This is a genomic window from Streptomyces sp. B1866 (genome assembly GCF_031932565.1).
In the GTDB taxonomy this organism is placed as follows: Bacteria; Actinomycetota; Actinomycetes; order Streptomycetales; family Streptomycetaceae; genus Streptomyces.
In genome coordinates, this window is record NZ_JAVSCF010000154.1 from 1 (window position 1) to 15,778 (window position 15,778).

General features: G+C 77.1%; 15 protein-coding genes. 6 read left to right on the forward strand and 9 right to left on the reverse strand.

Features of this window, described 5'->3' with window-relative positions:
* The first annotated feature begins 126 nt into the window (after nt 1-126).
* Complete coding sequence (locus RKE29_RS19570; protein WP_312006761.1) at nt 127-1,335, forward strand: histidine kinase; 1,209 nt, start codon at nt 127-129, stop codon at nt 1,333-1,335.
* Nucleotides 1,336-1,355: 20 nt separating this feature from the next.
* The gene (locus tag RKE29_RS19575) at nt 1,356-2,018 is read left to right on the forward strand and encodes a response regulator transcription factor (RefSeq protein ID WP_312006762.1); all 663 of its coding nucleotides are present in this window, start codon (nt 1,356-1,358) and stop codon (nt 2,016-2,018) included.
* A 28-nt stretch (nt 2,019-2,046) separates the two neighbouring features.
* On the opposite strand, the gene RKE29_RS19580 is transcribed toward RKE29_RS19575, so the two are convergent.
* Together RKE29_RS19580 and RKE29_RS19585 are read right to left on the reverse strand one after the other, a co-directional pair.
* Nucleotides 2,047-2,310, reverse strand: coding sequence for a DUF6332 family protein (locus RKE29_RS19580; RefSeq protein ID WP_312006750.1), 264 nt, complete (start codon nt 2,308-2,310; stop codon nt 2,047-2,049).
* 6 nt (nt 2,311-2,316) lie between these two features.
* Entirely contained in the window at nt 2,317-2,817 is a 501-nt protein-coding gene (locus tag RKE29_RS19585; protein ID WP_312006751.1) for a DUF4442 domain-containing protein, read from the reverse strand.
* Nucleotides 2,818-3,171: 354 nt separating this feature from the next.
* Between RKE29_RS19585 and RKE29_RS19590 the strand changes: the two genes are divergently transcribed.
* On the forward strand, nt 3,172-4,389 hold the full coding sequence (locus tag RKE29_RS19590) for an ROK family protein (RefSeq protein ID WP_312006752.1): 1,218 nt from the start codon (nt 3,172-3,174) through the stop codon (nt 4,387-4,389).
* Between the two features lie 193 nt (nt 4,390-4,582).
* Here RKE29_RS19590 and RKE29_RS19595 read toward each other — a convergent pair whose 3' ends face one another.
* Complete coding sequence (locus RKE29_RS19595) at nt 4,583-5,170, reverse strand: DUF4865 family protein (protein WP_312006753.1); 588 nt, start codon at nt 5,168-5,170, stop codon at nt 4,583-4,585.
* 266 nt (nt 5,171-5,436) lie between these two features.
* Here RKE29_RS19595 and RKE29_RS19600 point away from each other — a divergent pair, with 266 nt between their 5' ends.
* The gene (locus RKE29_RS19600; RefSeq protein WP_312006754.1) at nt 5,437-5,730 is read left to right on the forward strand and encodes an SHOCT domain-containing protein; all 294 of its coding nucleotides are present in this window, start codon (nt 5,437-5,439) and stop codon (nt 5,728-5,730) included.
* A 94-nt stretch (nt 5,731-5,824) separates the two neighbouring features.
* On the opposite strand, the gene RKE29_RS19605 is transcribed toward RKE29_RS19600, so the two are convergent.
* On the reverse strand, nt 5,825-6,367 hold the full coding sequence (locus RKE29_RS19605; RefSeq protein ID WP_312006755.1) for an ATP-binding protein: 543 nt from the start codon (nt 6,365-6,367) through the stop codon (nt 5,825-5,827).
* A gap of 194 nt (nt 6,368-6,561) precedes the next feature.
* Nucleotides 6,562-6,891 (reverse strand): hypothetical protein, encoded by a 330-nt coding sequence (locus RKE29_RS19610; protein ID WP_312006763.1) that lies wholly within the window; start codon nt 6,889-6,891, stop codon nt 6,562-6,564.
* Between the two features lie 532 nt (nt 6,892-7,423).
* Here RKE29_RS19610 and RKE29_RS19615 point away from each other — a divergent pair.
* Complete coding sequence (locus RKE29_RS19615; protein ID WP_312006764.1) at nt 7,424-8,566, forward strand: PLP-dependent cysteine synthase family protein; 1,143 nt, start codon at nt 7,424-7,426, stop codon at nt 8,564-8,566.
* A gap of 97 nt (nt 8,567-8,663) precedes the next feature.
* Here RKE29_RS19615 and RKE29_RS19620 read toward each other — a convergent pair whose 3' ends face one another.
* Nucleotides 8,664-9,527 carry a DeoR/GlpR family DNA-binding transcription regulator gene (locus RKE29_RS19620; RefSeq protein WP_312006756.1) on the reverse strand — a complete coding sequence of 288 codons (864 nt, stop codon included), beginning with the start codon at nt 9,525-9,527 and terminating at the stop codon, nt 8,664-8,666.
* Nucleotides 9,528-9,710: 183 nt separating this feature from the next.
* On the opposite strand from RKE29_RS19620, the gene RKE29_RS19625 reads away from it, so the two are divergent.
* On the forward strand, nt 9,711-12,182 hold the full coding sequence (locus RKE29_RS19625) for a hypothetical protein (protein WP_312006757.1): 2,472 nt from the start codon (nt 9,711-9,713) through the stop codon (nt 12,180-12,182).
* Here RKE29_RS19625 and RKE29_RS19630 read toward each other — a convergent pair.
* From RKE29_RS19630 to RKE29_RS19640, 3 genes are all read right to left on the reverse strand, one after another.
* Entirely contained in the window at nt 12,152-14,557 is a 2,406-nt protein-coding gene (locus RKE29_RS19630) for a right-handed parallel beta-helix repeat-containing protein (protein WP_312006758.1), read from the reverse strand. The two genes, RKE29_RS19625 and RKE29_RS19630, sit on opposite strands and share 31 nt — an antisense overlap.
* A 196-nt stretch (nt 14,558-14,753) precedes the next feature.
* Nucleotides 14,754-15,359, reverse strand: coding sequence for a hypothetical protein (locus RKE29_RS19635; RefSeq protein WP_312006759.1), 606 nt, complete (start codon nt 15,357-15,359; stop codon nt 14,754-14,756).
* Nucleotides 15,360-15,579: 220 nt separating this feature from the next.
* Nucleotides 15,580-15,778: universal stress protein (locus RKE29_RS19640; protein ID WP_312006760.1), on the reverse strand; the 199-nt coding region annotated here is incomplete at its 5' end.

Below are 15,778 nucleotides of genomic sequence, written 5' to 3' on the forward strand. Positions count from 1 at the left end.
CAGGCGCGGGCGGCCCGGGGCGCGGGGCGGCGGCGCCCGTGGCGGGCGGCCCGGCGCGCCGCTTCCTGGGACCGGTCCCCGGACGACGGCCCCGGGTCCGCCGCGCGGCCGCCGTGGCGCTCCTCGCTGGTGCTCACGGTCTTCCTGCTGGTCGGCACCCACTTCGCCGCGCGGCGCCAGCCCGGCCGCGTGGACCTGGACCCGCTCGGCTACGGGCTGCTGCTGGCCTGCGCCGCGCTGCTGGTGGCGCGCCACCGCCACCCCCGGCTCGCCGTCTGGGGCACCGCCGCGGCGGTGCTGGTCTACCTCGGCGGCGGCTACCCGTGGGGTCCGGTCCTCGTCTCGTTCGCCGTCGTCTGCTTCGCCGCCGTCGCCGCCGGGCGGCGCGCCGCCGCCTGGGGTGCGATCGCCGCGCTGTGGGGCGGTCACCTGCTGCTGGCCCACTGGCTGTACCGCCTGCTGCCGCCGCCGGGCGACGGGCCCGCGGGCTGGGGCGCCGAGTGGGTGATCGCCGCCTGGGCCGCGGCGGTCGTCGCCGGGGCGGAGCTGGCGCGCGTGCGCCGGGAGCAGCGGGCCCGGGACCGGGCCGAGCGGGCGGCGGCGCGGCGGCGGCGGGCGGAGGAGGAGCGGCTGCGGATCGCCCGCGAGCTGCACGACGTGCTCGCGCACAGTATCGCGGTGATCAACGTGCAGGCCGGCGTCGGCCTCGCCCTGCTGGACCAGGACCCCGAGCAGGCCCGCGCTGCGCTGACCACCATCAAGGCGGCCAGCAAGGAGGCGCTGGGCGAGGTCCGCCAGGTGCTGGACACGCTGCGGCCGCCCGCCGCCCGGGGCGGGGCCGGCGCCGCGCCGCGCGCCCCGGCCCCCGGTCTGGACCGGCTGGGCGAGCTGACCGAGCAGGCCGCCGCCGCGGGCCTGGCCGTCCGCGTGGAGACCTCGGGCGAGCGGGTCGCGCTGCCGCCCGGAGCCGACCTCGCCGCGTTCCGCATCGTCCAGGAGGCGCTGACGAACGTGATCCGCCACTCCGGTTCCCGGACCGCCCGGGTCCGGCTGGGCTACGCCCCGCGCGAGCTGGAACTGCGCGTCGACGACGCCGGCCCCGCCACCGCGGCCGGCGCGGCCGGCGGCGGCAACGGCCTGGTGGGCATGCGCGAACGGGCCGCCGCCCTCGGCGGCACGGTCGCGGCGGGGCCGCGCCCGGACGGCGGCTTCCGGGTGCGCGCCCGCCTCCCGCTGCGCCCGGCCGGTACGGTGGCGCGGGCGGGGCAGGGGCAGGGCGCGCACCCGGACCCGGCGGGCGGCGGGCGGACGGCGACGGAAGCGGAGGGACCGTGAGCGACGGGCGGCAGGCGGCCATCCGCGTCGTCCTGGCCGACGACCAGGTGCTGGTGCGCGCCGGCTTCGGCGCGCTGCTGGGCGCGCAGCCCGGCATCGAGGTGGCCGGCGAGGCCGCCGACGGCGAGCAGGCCGTCCGCCTGGTGCGCGAACTGCGCCCGGACGTCGTCCTGATGGACATCCGCATGCCGGTGCTCGACGGGCTGACCGCCACCCGCCGGATCACCGGGGACCCCCGGCTCGACGGAGTGCGGGTGGTCATGCTGACCACCTTCGAGCTGGACGAGTACGTCTTCGAGGCGATCCGCTCGGGCGCGTCCGGCTTCCTGGTCAAGGACACCGAGCCGGACGAGCTGCTGCGCGCCGTACGGGCCGTCGTCGCCGGGGACGCGCTGCTGTCGCCGGGGGTGACGCGGCGGCTGATCGCCGAGTTCGCGGCCCGGTCGAAGGAGCCCGCGCCCGACGCCCGGCTGGCGGCGCTGACCGAGCGGGAGCGGGAGGTGATGGCGCTGGTCGGCATCGGGCTGTCCAACGAGGAGATCGCCCGGCGGCTCGTCGTCAGCCCGCTCACCGCCAAGACGCACGTGAGCCGCGCCATGGTCAAGCTCGGCGCCCGCGACCGCGCGCAGCTCGTCGTGCACGCCTACGAGTCCGGGCTGGTACGCCCCGGCTGGCTCGGCTGACCGCCGCCGTCCCGCGGCGGCGCCCTGGTCAGCCTCGCGGGTCCGGCGGAACGTCCGCGCCGGGACCGGGCGCGCCGCCGCGCGGCAGCCGCCGCAGCACGGCCACGACGCGCACCGCGAACGCGGCGGCGGCCAGGAAGCCCGCCCACGACCGCCACGCGTGCCCGCTCCCGCCGCCGACCCCGCCGAACAGCGCCGGGGCGCCGACGGCGACGAAGACGGCGGCCGCCAGCAGCCCGCCGGTGACGAGCGCGAAGGCGTCCCGTTCGTCCTGCCTGCGCGGACCGGGCATCCGCCCTCACCCCTTCGCGGACTCGGCCTTGGCAAACCCTCTGTCCACAGGACGCTTGCGCCGTACGTACAGTTGCTTGCGCACACGGGCCACCACCGTGCCGTCGGCGGCCAGCACCTCGTTCTCGAACCACGGCAGGGCCGTGCCGCCATCGGCGGTGATCCTGCGGATCTCCTCCATGCGGTCCTCGTCCAGCTCGAACTCGGCGAAGACGTCGCCGCGTCCGGGGGAGACGAAGTCGATCTCGGCCGCCTTGTCCCAGACGATGTAGTCCCGGCCGAGGCGGTTCATCGCCAGCAGCATCCAGAACGGGTCGTTCATCGCGAACAGCGAGCCGCCGAAGTGCGTGCCGACGTAGTTGCGGTTGAACCACCGCAGCCGCAGCCGGACGCGTGCAGAGCTCCAGTCGTCTGCGAAGCGCAGCACCCGCACGCCCGAGAAGAGGTAGGGCGGCCACCAGTTCATGGCGCGGCGCAGCGTCCGCGCTGATATCGGTCGACGCGACATGAGGCGAAGCTAACACGGAAAGTTACTCGTGGGTAATGCCCGGAACTCCCCGATCTTCCGGAACTCCCGGATCCGTACCGGGCCTTCCGGCTCCCGCCGTACGGGGCCGGGCGGTGACCTCCCGGCGGCGCCGCGTGCGGCGTCTCGCGCACCCTGGCCGGGTCCCGGACGTCCGGGACCCGGACGCCGCGGGGGCTGGGCGGAAGGCGACTGGCCGAGGTGTCCCGCCGCAGCCGCGGGCCACCGCGCCGTCCCCCGCGTCCGGGACTCCCTGCCGGGCCGGGGGAGCCGGTCGCCGGAGCGACGGCCGGACCGTCGTTCAGCTCGGAATCGGCGCAACGTGAGAATGGAAGAGTGACCCAGACACGGACAAGGCTCGAACGGGGCCGCACCGCCCTCGGCCCGGCGCTGGAGCTGCTGCACACCGGCCGCGCGCCCACCCGCGCCGTGCTCACCGCCGAACTCGGCGTGACCCGGGCCACGGCCGGCGCCGTCGCCGCCGAGCTGGAGGCGCTCGGCCTGATCCACGTCGACTCCCGCCCGGTCGGGGCCGGCGGCGCGCAGGGCCGCCCGTCGCACCGCCTCGCCCTCGCCCCCCAGGGGCCCGTCGTGCTCGCCGCCCAGGTGCACGCCGACGGCTTCCGCGCCGCTCTGGTGGCTCTCGGCGGCCGGATCGTGGCCACCGCGCCCGGCTGCATGACCGTGCCCGCCGACCCCGCCGGCGTGCTGGACGAGGTCGTGGCGGTCGGCGCCCGGCTGCTGCGCGAGACCGGCCGCCGCTGCGTGGGCGCGGGCCTGGCCGTGCCGTCGGCGGTCGCCGAGCCCGAGGGCACCGCCCTGAACCCGCTGCACCTGGCCTGGCCCGCCGGCGCGCCCGTGCGCGAGCTGTTCACCCGCAGCCTCGCCGCCGCGGGCGTGGCCACCGGCCCCTCCGGCGGCTTCACCGGAAACGACGTGAACCTCGCCGCGCTCGCCGAGCACCGGCACGGCGCGGGCCGCGGCGCCCGGCACCTGCTGTGCGTGGCCACCGGGCACCGCGGCGTCGGCGGCGCGCTCATCCTCGACGGCCGCGTCCACACGGGCAGTTCGGGCCTGGCCCTGGAGGTCGGCCACCTGACGGTCAACCCCGACGGCGCGCCCTGCCACTGCGGCAGCCGCGGCTGCCTGGACATCGAGGCCGACCCACTGGCGTTCCTCACCGCCGCGGGGCGCGCCCCGGGCCCGGAGGAGTCGCTGCTGGCACAGGCCCGCGCCCTGCTGCGCGAGGAGTACGCCGACCCGTCCGTACGGGCCGCGGCGCACCGCCTCACCGACCGCCTCGGGCTGGGCCTCGCCGGGCTTGTCAACATCCTCAACCCGGACCGCATCATCCTGGGCGGTTTGCACCGTGAGCTGCTGGCGGCCGACCCGGAGCGGCTGCGCGCGGTCGTCGCGGAGCGGAGCCTGTGGGGGCGCAGCGGCGGGGTGCCGGTCCTGCCGTGCACCCTGGAGCACAACAGCCTGGTGGGAGCGGCCGAGCTGGCCTGGCAGCCGGTGCTCGACGACCCGCTGGCCATCCTGGCGGAGGCGTAGCGGCGGACCCTGCCGATCCCGCTACTCCCCGTTCCGTCAGATCGTCGCCCTTGCGGGACGCTGCTTCGACAGGTTGCCATCCCGTCAACGCGCAACTGTGTCAGGCTGCGAACCTGTCAGTCCCGCCAGGCCACGTGCGTCAGGTGCGGCAGGCCGGGCCCGCCGTCCACCGAGCGGGCCGCGGTGGCCGCGCTCACCAGTGCCGCCCCTCGGGCAGCGCCGGACGGCCCGGCGCCGACAGGTGCGCGACCTCGTACCGGTCGCCGGGTTCGGACTCCGGCGCCCGCCGCTCCCACAGCGTGTAGCGCACCAGCTCCCAGCGGCGCGGGTCGACGCCGAGCGCGGCGCAGTACAGGCCCTCGGTACGGGCCCGCTCCCGCAGCGCGGCCACCGCGGCCACGACGGCGGCGGCCGGGTCGTCGTCCTCGGGGATCCGCTCGGTGTGGCGGACCGCCGCGCGCGGCGGTGCCGCGGTGGCCGGGCCGGGCTCGAAGGCGAGCCCCTGCCACTGCTCGACGGCGGGCCGGCCGAAGTCCCGCACCAGGCCCCGGAAGCCGGGGCCCCACAGGAAGCGGTTGGCGGCCTCGGGCGTGAGCCACAGGTAGAACGGCGCGTACTCGTTGACGGGCGAGCCGCCGACGCCGCGCTCGCGCAGCGCGTACGCCTTGAGGCCGAGCCCCGGGAAGCCGTCGAGCACCGGCCCCTTGACCTCCACCCGGCGGCGGACGACCTTCATGTCGTAGTCGGCGGGAAGTGTGATCCGGTACTGCATGGCGTGCACGGGCGGGTCTCCTTCGGGGGCGTCGTCGGACAGCGCCGACGGCGGGCCGCGGCACTCGCGCGACCTCGTGCTGTACATACTAGTAGGTACATTCGGATCGGACTCGGCCGGACCCGCGCGGTGCGGGACGCGTCCGCTTCCCGCCGTGGCGGCGCTGCTCTCCTGGGCGTACGCCGGCGGCCCACCGCCGTACGACGCGCCGGACGCCGCCGCCGAGGAGGCTGTGCGGTGGGGGAGCGACCCGACACCGAAGGAGCTGAACCGAGATGACGACCCTGGCACACGCGTGGGGCCCGGACGGCGGGCCCGGTCCGTGGATCCTGTTCCTGCCGCTGATGTGGGCGCTGGCCGTGGGCGGCGCGGTGGCGGCGCTGCGGCGTACGGCCCGGCGCGGCCGCGGCCCCTGGCGGCAGGCGCCGGCCGGCCTCGGCGAGCAGATGCCGATCACCCTGCTCGGCCGCCGGTTCGCCGCCGGTGAGATCGACGAGGAGGAGTACTGGCGGCGCCTGTCCGTCCTGGAGGAGCGGTTCGGCCGCCTCCGCGAGGGCGGTGGCGCGTGACCGGCTCCGCCGTGCGCGGGCCCGTCCGCGCGGACTGCCGCGTCGTCCGGTAGGGCCCCCCGGGCTCGGGGCAGGGGGCGGGCGGTGGCGGGGGTCAGGTCGCCACCAGCGGCCGGGGCGGCGCCGTCCGCGCGCGCGGCCCGGCCGGCGCGAGGTCTGGGGCGGGCCGGGGCGCGGGGTCCAGGGGCGCCCGGTCCGCGGGCGCGGTCCGGGCGGCCGCGACGGGCAGGGCGGGGGACAGGGTGGTGGCGAGCGTGAACCACACGGCCTTGCCGTCGCCGTCGTCCCGGGCGCGCACGCCCCACGCGTGGCTGAGGGCGGCGACCAGCGTCAGGCCGCGGCCGTAGGTGCTGACCGGGTCGGGCCGGTGCAGGCGGGGCGGCCGGGGGTCGCGGTCGAGGACCGAGACCGTCAGCCGGTCGAGCAGCAGGGCGATCTCCACGGTGCAGTGCTTGTCGGGCTCGGCGTGCCGGTGCACGTTGGTCAGCAACTCCGTGACGCCGAGCGACGCGGTGTCCACGAGGGTGGGCAGATGCCAGTAGCGGAGCTGTGCCGATACGATTCTGCGGACCTGTCCGATCCGCGTCGGCGAAGCGTGCAGCTCCACCGTGCAATGCCTGCGTTGACGACTGATCACGGCTGCGACTCCTCGACGAGGTGGGGGCTAGCCTGACGCAGGTGCGGGCGACGGCAGCGCTCGGCAGCCGACAGCGTCAGGGCTGCCGCGCGTCACCGGGAGTCCGGTTCTCAGCGTCACCAGCGGTTAACCCTCAGTGATACTGATGCGTCCAGGCTCCGCCCGGGCGGGCCGGTCCGCAAGTCGAAGCCCGGTCACCCCTGCGCCGGGCGGCTGCGGGCGGCGCGGATCGCGTCCAGGAAACGCGTGGCCGTGCCCCTCCCGGACGCCTTCGCCGGCTGGTCGGGCCCGCCGAGGGTCAGGCGGTAGCGCGTGCCGTTGACGGTCGCGAGGGCCTGGTCGCCGTCTGTGAACCACGGCTTGCTCGCGTGGACCGACTGCACCGGAGCGCTGTCGATCTCCCGGCCGTTGCTGGTCAGCAACTCCAGTCGGCCGTTCTTGATCAGAACCTGACCGGCCTGGGTCACCGAGCGCAGGAACCGCTCGATCCGCACCCCGCGGGCGTTGAAGTCGGCGTTGGTCATGGTGACCACCTCCCCTATGGCGTTCGCTTCCATGCCGAGGACACGTCCCAGCACGCCGGGCGGACCACGACGCGCCGGGACGGACCAGGACGCGCGGCGGGCGGCGACATGCGGAACCAGTCTCCCATTCTTCCTTTACTGCTCTGCATTTTGGCCCGGCCGCAGCCTGCGCGCCAGGGGCCCTTCGGCCCCAGGGCATGTCGTGTGGGTCAGGGCGGGCTCGCGGCGCCCGGCACTCCCCCAGCTACCGCTGGGGGTGCCCCCGCCCCCGGCTACCGCCGGGAGGTGCCCCCTGCGCTCTCCTCCTCCGCCTTGCAGCCGGGGGGTACCTCCCAGCGGTAGCCGGGGGAGCACCGGACGCCGCTCCCTGATCCACCCTGACCCACACGACACGCCCTAGGCTGGAACCGGGTACCCAGGCCCGGCCGGGCCCGAACGGGAGGTGTGCGGCGTGGACACTGTGAGCGGCGTGAACCGCGCCGCGGAGCCTGCGGGAGCGGCCGCGGACACCGGCGCGCCGCCCCGCCCCGGCGTGTCCGCCCGTCCGGCCGCCGAAGCGGGGCCGCCCGCCGGGACCGTCGACGCCGACCGCAGCGACCCGGCGTACCGGGACTGGCTGAAGGAGGCCGTCCGCAGGGTGCAGGCCGACGCCAACCGCTCGGCCGACACGCACCTGCTGCGCTTCCCGCTGCCCGAGCGGTGGGGCGTCGACCTGTACCTGAAGGACGAGTCCACCCACCCCACCGGCAGCCTGAAGCACCGGCTCGCCCGCTCGCTGTTCCTGTACGGGCTGTGCAACGGCTGGATCCGGCCGGGCCGCCCGGTCGTCGAGGCGTCCAGCGGCTCGACGGCCGTGTCCGAGGCGTACTTCGCCCAGCTGATCGGCGTGCCCTTCATCGCCGTGATGCCGCGCGGCACCAGCCCGGAGAAGTGCCGCCTGATCGAGTTCCACGGCGGGCGATGTCACTTCGTGGACGACCCGCGGACGATGTACGAGGAGTCCGCCGCCCTCGCGGCCGCCTCCGGGGGCCACTACATGGACCAGTTCACCTACGCCGAGCGGGCCACCGACTGGCGCGGCAACAACAACATCGCCGAGTCGGTCTACCAGCAGATGCGCCGCGAGCGGCACCCCGAGCCCGCGTGGATCGTCGCCACCGCGGGCACCGGCGGGACCTCGGCGACCATCGCCCGCTACGTGCGCTACATGCAGTACGACACGCGCGTGTGCGTCGCCGACCCGGAGAACTCCTGCTTCTTCGACGGGTGGGCGAACCACGACCCGGGCGCCGTCAGCGACCGCGGCTCGCGGATCGAGGGCATCGGGCGGCCCCGCATGGAGCCCAGCTTCGTGCCGCACGCCATCGACCGGATGATGAAGGTCCCGGACGCGGCGAGCGTCGCGGCCGTACGGGCCCTGGAGGGCGTCCTGGGCCGCCGGGCCGGCGGGTCCACGGGCACCGGCCTGTGGAGCGCGCTGAAGATCGTCGCTGAGATGGCCGCCGAGGGGCGGCCGGGCAGCGTCGTCACCCTGCTGTGCGACCCGGGCGACCGCTACCTGGACAAGTACTACTCCGACGCCTGGCTGGCCCGGCAGGGGCTCGACATCACCCCGTACGCCGAGGTGATCGCGGCCTTCCTCGCCACGGGCCGCTGGCCGCGCGCCGGCCTCTGACCCGCCCGCCGGCGCCCCCGGGCCCGCCCGGGACGGGTCCCCGCCAGACGGCCGCCCGGGGGCACGCCGCGGCGGGGCGGTCCGCCGGCCGGGCCCGTCAGGCCCCGGCGCCGTCGCGCGCCGCGGCGCCGTCCTCCCGCTCGCCCGCCACCACCAGCTCCGGCAGGTACTCGGCGATCTCCTCGCGCGCCCGGCGCGGCAGGCCCGGGTCGGTGACCAGCGTGTCCACCTCGTCCAGGGCGGCGAACGTCCTGAGGCCCACCGTGCCCCACTTGGTGTGGTCGGCGACCACCACCACCCGCCGCGCGCCGCGCACGAAGTGCCGGTTGGTCTCGGCCTCCGCCAGGTTCGGCGTGGACAGGCCCGCCTCCACGGATATGCCGTGCACCCCGAGGAACAGCACGTCGAAGTGCAGAGAGCGCACCGCGGCGTCCGCCACCGGGCCCACCAGCGTGTCCGACGGGGTCCGCACGCCGCCGGTGAGCACCACCGTGGCCGCCCCCGGCCGCGCCCCGGAGCCGCCGGCCGCCGCCGCCCGCTGCGCGGTGTAGAACACGTCGGCCACCCGCACCGAGTTGGTCACCACGGTCAGGTCCGGCACGTCGACCAGCTGCTGCGCCAGTGCGAAGGCCGTGGTGCCCCCGGCCACCGCGATCGCCGTGCCCGGCGCGGCCATCGCGGCCGCCGCCTGGGCGATGTGCTCCTTCGCGCTCGTCTCCAGGCCCGCCTTGGCCTCGAACCCCGGCTCGTACGTGCTCGCCTCGGCGACCGGCACCGCGCCGCCGTGCACCTTCTCCACCATGCCGAGCCGCGCCAGCGCGTCCAGATCCCGACGGACCGTCATGTCCGAGACGTTCAGACGGCGCGTCAGCTCGTTGACGCGGACCCCGCCGCGCCGCCTGACCTCATCGAGGATCAGGGCGCGCCGCTGCTCTGCGAGGAGGTTCTGGTGGTCGCTCACCCGGACCCGTCCCTTCCGGCCAGATGTCGTCGCCCGCGGCCCAATCCTCCCACGGGCCGGTGACCGGCGGCCCCGGCAGGCGCCGGGGTCACGATTTCGCCACGTATGCGGCACAGCGGTCGGCGCGGACGGCCGGTGGGCACCATGCTGAGCGGTGAGCAGGCGCCGGGATCGGGGGAGACGGTGACAACGACCATACGGCCGGAGACGACGCAGCCACGGGGGACGGGGGACGGCGAGCGGCCGCCGGCGCTGGAACTGCTCGTGCACGGCGTGGGGGGCACGACCCCCGAGACGATGCTCGGCACCCCGCACGTGGTGCGCGTCGCCGGCGACGAGACCGCGGCGGTCTACCGCCGCCCCGCCGACGTGGACGCCGAGCGGCGGCCCGCGGAGCGCGACGGCCGGCCGGTGCCCGAGGCGTACTCCTGGTCGAACCTCACCTCCGGCGACGGCTCGCGCGCCCTGTGGCTGCTCCTGCTGCCCTTCATGGTGATCAACCTCGCGCACTGGACCCGCCCGCCCGCGACCGCCCGGCCCCGGGTGCGGCGGCTGTACGGCCTCCTGGTGCGGCTGCTGGCGCTCAGCCTGACGGTGCTGCTGGTCGCCGGGGTGTGCGAGGTGGCGCTCGACCTGGTCGCCTGGCAGTGCGCGGGCTCCGCCGCGTGCGCCGCGGACCGGTCCTGGCTGGGCTTCGTCTCCGCCGAGCGCGGCGGCTGGTGGAGCCAGCCCGGCCGCCGGCTGGCGCTCGCCGCGCTGGCCCCCGCCGCCGTCACCGGGCTGCTGTGGTACCTGTCCCGGCGCACCTGGCGCGCGTACGAGTCCGTACCGCCGCTGGACCCGGCCGCCGACCAGGGTGACGACGGCGAGGTCGACGAGGGGGCCGGCGAGGGTCTCCAGGACCCCGACAACGGGCCCGAGCGCACCGCGCTGCGCCTGCCCGGCTTCTGGTTCGGACGCCGGATCGTGGCCCGGCTGCGCGCCGCGCACACCGCGGCCGGCCTGCTCACCGCCGCGGCCGCCGTCACCGCCGCCGCCGCCCGCCAGGACCGCCGCCCGGGCGGCAGCGCCTGGCTGGACGCCTGCGGCTGGGCGCTGCTGGCGCTGCTGGCCGGGGCGTTCCTGGCCGTGCTGTACGTGGTCTGCCGCAGGGGCCGCAGCGAGAAGGCGCCCGACCGCCGTCCGGACGGCCCGGCGACCACCGCCCTGCCCGCCGCGTCGCTCGCCCTGTTCGCCCTCGCCCTGCTGTACGCCGCCTGGTCCCGGCCCGGCTGGACGTCCGCCGGGCTGCTGCCGGGCGAGGTCGCCTTCGGAGTCGTCGCCGCCGTCCAGGCCGCCCTCGTCGTGGCCCTGGCCGGCTGCGCCCTGGCGCTGTACCGGGCCGCGCCGGTGGAGCGCACGCCGCTGTCCGGGCTCAGCGGGGCGGCGGTCGCCATGCTCGCCTGCGCGCTGGGCGCCGTGTTCTGCGGCGGCCTCGCGCAGCGCGTCGCCGACTGGCTGGACGGCCGCGGCACGCCGGGCACCGGCGACGGGCCGATCCCCGGCCCGCCCACCCTGCTGACCTGGCAGGCCACCGTCATCCCGGTACTGCTGCTGCTCGCCGTGGCCGTCCTGCTGGCCCTGGCCTGGCAGGCGTCGCGGGTGCGCAGGCGGATCATGTCCACGGTCCCCGACGGCTACCCCGGCGAGCCGGCCGACGACGAGGAGCGCACCCGCGGCATCGCGGCCGCCATCGCCCGGGCCGGGCTGACCGACTCCGCGCCCGCCGCGGTCGGCTTCCTGTCCCTGGGCATGCTGCTCGCCGGGGCCGGCGCCCTCGCCGGGGCCTGGGCGACCGGCGAGGTGCCGGGCCGGGCCGCGGACGGCGCGCCGGGAATCGTGGACGCCGCCGCCGAGACCGCGCAGGCCCTGGGCTCGTGGCTGATGGGCCTGGCCGTGCTGGCGCTGCTGGCCCTGGCCCGCCGGGCCTACCGCAGCACCGGCGCCCGGCGCACCGTCGGCATCCTGTGGGACGTGGGCACCTTCTGGCCGCGCGCCGCCCACCCCTTCGCGCCGCCCTGCTACGCCGAGCGGGCCGTCCCCGACCTGACCTGGCGGATGAGGCAGTGGACCAGCGAGCACGACGGGCGGCTGGTCATCTCCGGGCACTCGCAGGGCAGCGTGCTGGCCGCGGCCGCCACCTGGCAGCTGGACGGGCCGGCCCGCGCCCGGGTGGCCCTGCTGACCTACGGCTCGCCGCTGGAGCGGATGTACGGGCGCTGGTTCCCGGCGTACTTCGGCCCGCCGTCGCTGAGCGCCCTGCACCGCGAGGTGCGCTGCTGGCGCAACCTGTGGCGGTACACCGACCCGATCGGCGGCCCGGTCAGGCTGCCGGACAGCGCCGGGCCCGAGGTCGACTGCGGCGCGCTGAAGGACCCGGTCGCCTACGGGCGTACGCCCGCCAACCCGCTGCCCGCGCCGATCCTGGGCCACTCCGACTACCAGGCCGACCCGGCCTTCGCCGCGGAGCGGGCCGCGCTGCTGGACCGCCTGCCGGACCGGGCGCTGCCCGGCGTGCCCGCGCAGGGCCCCCCGCCGCGGGCCGGGGCGGCGGGGGACGGCCCGGTCGCCGACGCGGGCGGCGGTCAGGGCAGCTCCGGCAGGTCCTCCGGGTAGAGCAGCGTGAGGTGGTCGGTGGTCGGGTCGTCCACCTGGGCGACCCGACCCGCGTGCCGCTCGACCATCGCCTCGAAGGTCTGCCGGGCGGTGCGTCCGTTGCCGAACGCGGCGCCCTTGGGGAAGGCCGTGAAATACTTCAGCAGCGCCTCGGCCGAGCCCTCCGCGAGCCGGTACTCGTGCTCCTCCGCCTGCTGCTCCACGATCCGCAGCAGCTCCTCCGGGGCGTAGTCGCCGAAGCTGATGGTGCGCGAGAAGCGGGACGCCACCCCCGGGTTGACGGCCAGGAAGCGCCGCATCTCCTCGGTGTAGCCCGCGACGATGACGACCACCGCCTCCCGGTGGTCCTCCATCAGCTTCACCAGCGTGTCGATCGCCTCGCGGCCGAAGTCCCGGCCGCCGTCCTCCGGCGCCAGCGCGTACGCCTCGTCGATGAACAGCACGCCGCCGCGGGCCCGCTCGAACACCTCCTGCGTGCGGATGGCCGTCGAGCCGATGTGCTCGCCGACCAGGTCCACCCGGGAGACCTCCACCAGGTGGCCGCGCTCCAGCACGCCGAGGGCGGCCAGGATCTCGCCGTACAGGCGGGCGACCGTGGTCTTGCCGGTGCCGGGGGAGCCGGTGAAGACCAGGTGGCGGCGCACGGACGCGGCCTTCAGACCGGCCTGCCGGCGGCGCCGGCCGACCTCGATCATGTCGGTCAGGGCGCGCACCTCCCGCTTGACGCTCTCCAGGCCGACCAGCGCGTCCAGTTCGGCCAGCACGTCCTTGGCGGACCGGGCGGCGGCGTCCGGGGCGGGCGCGGCCGGCGGGGCGGCGGGCGCCGCCGCGGCGGGGACGGGGGCCCGGGCGGGGAGCGCGACGGGAGGCGCGGCGGTCGCCGGTACGGGCGCGGCGACGGTGGCGCTCTCGTCGCTCGTACACCCCTCGGCGACCGGACCGGGCTCGGAGAACTCGTAGCCGCCGCGCGCGCACCGCTCGGTGCGGCACCCGGTCAGGGTCGTGCGGCAGCCGTCGATGACGTGGAAGCCGTAGCCGCCGCTGCCCGTCACCCGGCAGCCGGTGAACGTGCCGCGGCCGCCCGCCGACACGTAGAACCCGGCCTCCACCGGACCGGTGACCGTGGTGCGCTGCACGGTCGGGTCGGCGCCCTTGGTGACGATGACCCCGGTCGCGGCCCCGTCGATGGCGCAGCCCGCCAGCGTGCCGCCGCTGCCGTGGTCGCGGAACCAGGCGCCCGTGGTGGCCTTGGTGATCCGGCAGTCGTCCAGCTGGGCCGTGGCCCCGTCGCTCACCGACACGGCCGTGTTGCGGACCTGGGACAGGTCGCTGTCGACCACGTCCACGCGCGAGCCCCGGTCCAGTACGAACAGCGCGTCGGGTACGTCGCGCACCCGGCAGGAGTCCAGGACGGCGGCCGCGCCGTCGCTCACCCACACCGCGGGGTAGTCGCCGGTGCTCTCGTGCAGCTCGCACTGGTTGGCGTCCACCCGGGTGCCCGCGTCCCACACCGACAGGCCGTTGCGGCCGAACCGGCGCACCGTGCAGCGGGTGAGGGTCAGCACCGAGCGGGACCGCAGGTCGACGGCGTTCTCCGGGATGTCGTGGATCTCGCAGTCGGCGAGCGTGAGCACGGCGTCGGTGTCCAGCGTGACCCCGTCGGCCGACGTGCGGTGCACCCGGCAGTCGGCGAAGTGCCCGGTGGCGCGCGCGGAGACCTGCACGCCCGCGCCGCTGATCTCGTACACCTCGCAGCCCACGGCCTCCAGCGCCGTGCCCTCGCCGGCCAGCGCCAGCCCGGCGCCGGTGGCGTGGTGCACCCGGCAGCGCTCCAGCCGGGGGCGGGCGCCGCCGCGCACCGACACGCCCGACTGGCCGGCCGCCACCACCTCGCAGTCCTCGAACACCCCGCCCGCGCCGTCGAGCACGCTGAAGCCCACGCCCGCGGGGTTGTCGACGGTGCAGCGCCGCACGGTCGGCTGGGCGTGCCCGCGCACCTCCACGCCCACCGCCGAACGGGTGGCCACCCGCACGTCCGCGACGTCCGGCGCGCTGTCCTCGATCAGCAGCGCGGGCGCGGCCGCGTCCTGGCTCTCGATGTGCAGGTCCCGCACCACCGCGGCCGCCCGTATGGTCAGCGCCACGCCGTCGGCCGGGGCGATGCGCACCGCGCCGCGCCCGGCGCCCTCCGGCCCGCGCAGCGTGACGGGCCGGTCCACGACCAGGTTCTCGCGGTACGTGCCGGGGGCGACGGTGAGCACGTCGCCCTCGGCCGCCGCCTCCAGGGCGGCCGTGAGGGAGGGGTACTCTCCCGTGCGCCGCCGCCACCGCGACGTTCCGCCGTGCGTCACCTGGACGACCGAGCCGTGTGCCATGACGCTGCTGTGCCCCCACCTCGTGCGAGTGCCGACCGCTACCACTGTGCAGTGTGTGAAGGCCCCACCGTAGCGCGCGCAGGGTGGCGGAAGTTGACGCAGGAGCGGGTCACGCGGGACCGCGGCCCCGCCTCTCCCACGGCACTGTGGCCGGAACCGGCCGTTCCCGCCGGGCCCGGGGCCGCCGCGCGGCCGCTCAGCTGCCCGCGCCCGCCCGGCCCCAGTCCTGGCCGGCCCGCTCCCAGGCCAGGTCCCATCCGGCGTGGCGGCGCCTGACCAGCCGCCACAGAACCAGCCTCCGGGCCGCCTCCACCAGAGCCGCCACGCCGGCCGCAGCGCCGACGCCGGCCAGCACGGCGCGCGTGACGGCGGTCGCGGCGGCCATCGGGCGGCTCGTCTGGCGGCCCAGGTCGTCGGTCCACACCGGTACCCGGTCGCCCGGCCGCACGCCCGGGAGGACCGGCAGGGTCCCGGTGCGGACGCCGCCGTCCGGAGCCGTCCAGCGGGCGACGACCCGGCGGCGCGCCTCCCGCCCGGCCGCTCCGGCGTCGGATTCCCCGGGCCCGCGCGGCAGGACCCTGACCACGGCCGCCCGCGCCAGGTGGCGGTGGGCCCGCTGCTCGCGGACGGAAGCGGTGAGGGCCGCGTCCACGCGGGAGCCCGCCACCCAGCCGGCGGCCGGGGCCGCGCACCCGATCAGCAGCAGGGCGGCCAGCGCCAGCCACGCCTCGACCAGGTCGGTCCCGCGGCGCAGCGGGTTGCGCCGCCACCGCCACACACCCAGGGCCGATCGCACCGTCACACACCCCCTCGTGACACCGCTACCGCACCTCATAGTGCGCCTGCCCGGAGCGGGTATGGGGTGAAGAGAGAGCAATATCACGCAACCAGACGGTCCGTCGCGCGGCCCGCGCCCCGGCGCTACGGCGCGGGCGCCCGGCTCACGTCCGCGGGCCGTGCCCGGCTCACGCGGCGGGCCGCGGGCGCCCCGGCTCGCGCCCGCGGGCCGTGGGTGCCCGGGCTCACGGCTGCGGGACCACCACGACCGGGCACTGCGCGTGGTGCAGCATCGCGTGGTTGACCAGGCCGAGCCGCGGCCCCAGCCGGCGCTGCCCGCGCCGCGCGCCCAGCACCAGCAGGTCGGAGCGGGCCGACGCGTCCAGCAGCGCCTTGCGGGGCGAGGCCTGCACCGCCCGGCGCGCCACCGGCACCGGCGGCTCG

Bases quoted from the DNA above. Each gene is read 5' to 3' on its own strand.
- RKE29_RS19580 (WP_312006750.1), bottom strand. From the start codon at position 2,310: ATGCCCGGTCCGCGCAGGCAGGACGAACGGGACGCCTTCGCGCTCGTC.
- RKE29_RS19600 (WP_312006754.1), top strand. From the start codon at position 5,437: ATGACGACCCTGGCACACGCGTGGGGCCCGGACGGCGGGCCCGGTCCG.
- RKE29_RS19630 (WP_312006758.1), bottom strand. From the start codon at position 14,557: ATGGCACACGGCTCGGTCGTCCAGGTGACGCACGGCGGAACGTCGCGG.
- RKE29_RS19610 (WP_312006763.1), bottom strand. From the start codon at position 6,891: ATGACCAACGCCGACTTCAACGCCCGCGGGGTGCGGATCGAGCGGTTC.
- RKE29_RS19585 (WP_312006751.1), bottom strand. From the start codon at position 2,817: ATGTCGCGTCGACCGATATCAGCGCGGACGCTGCGCCGCGCCATGAAC.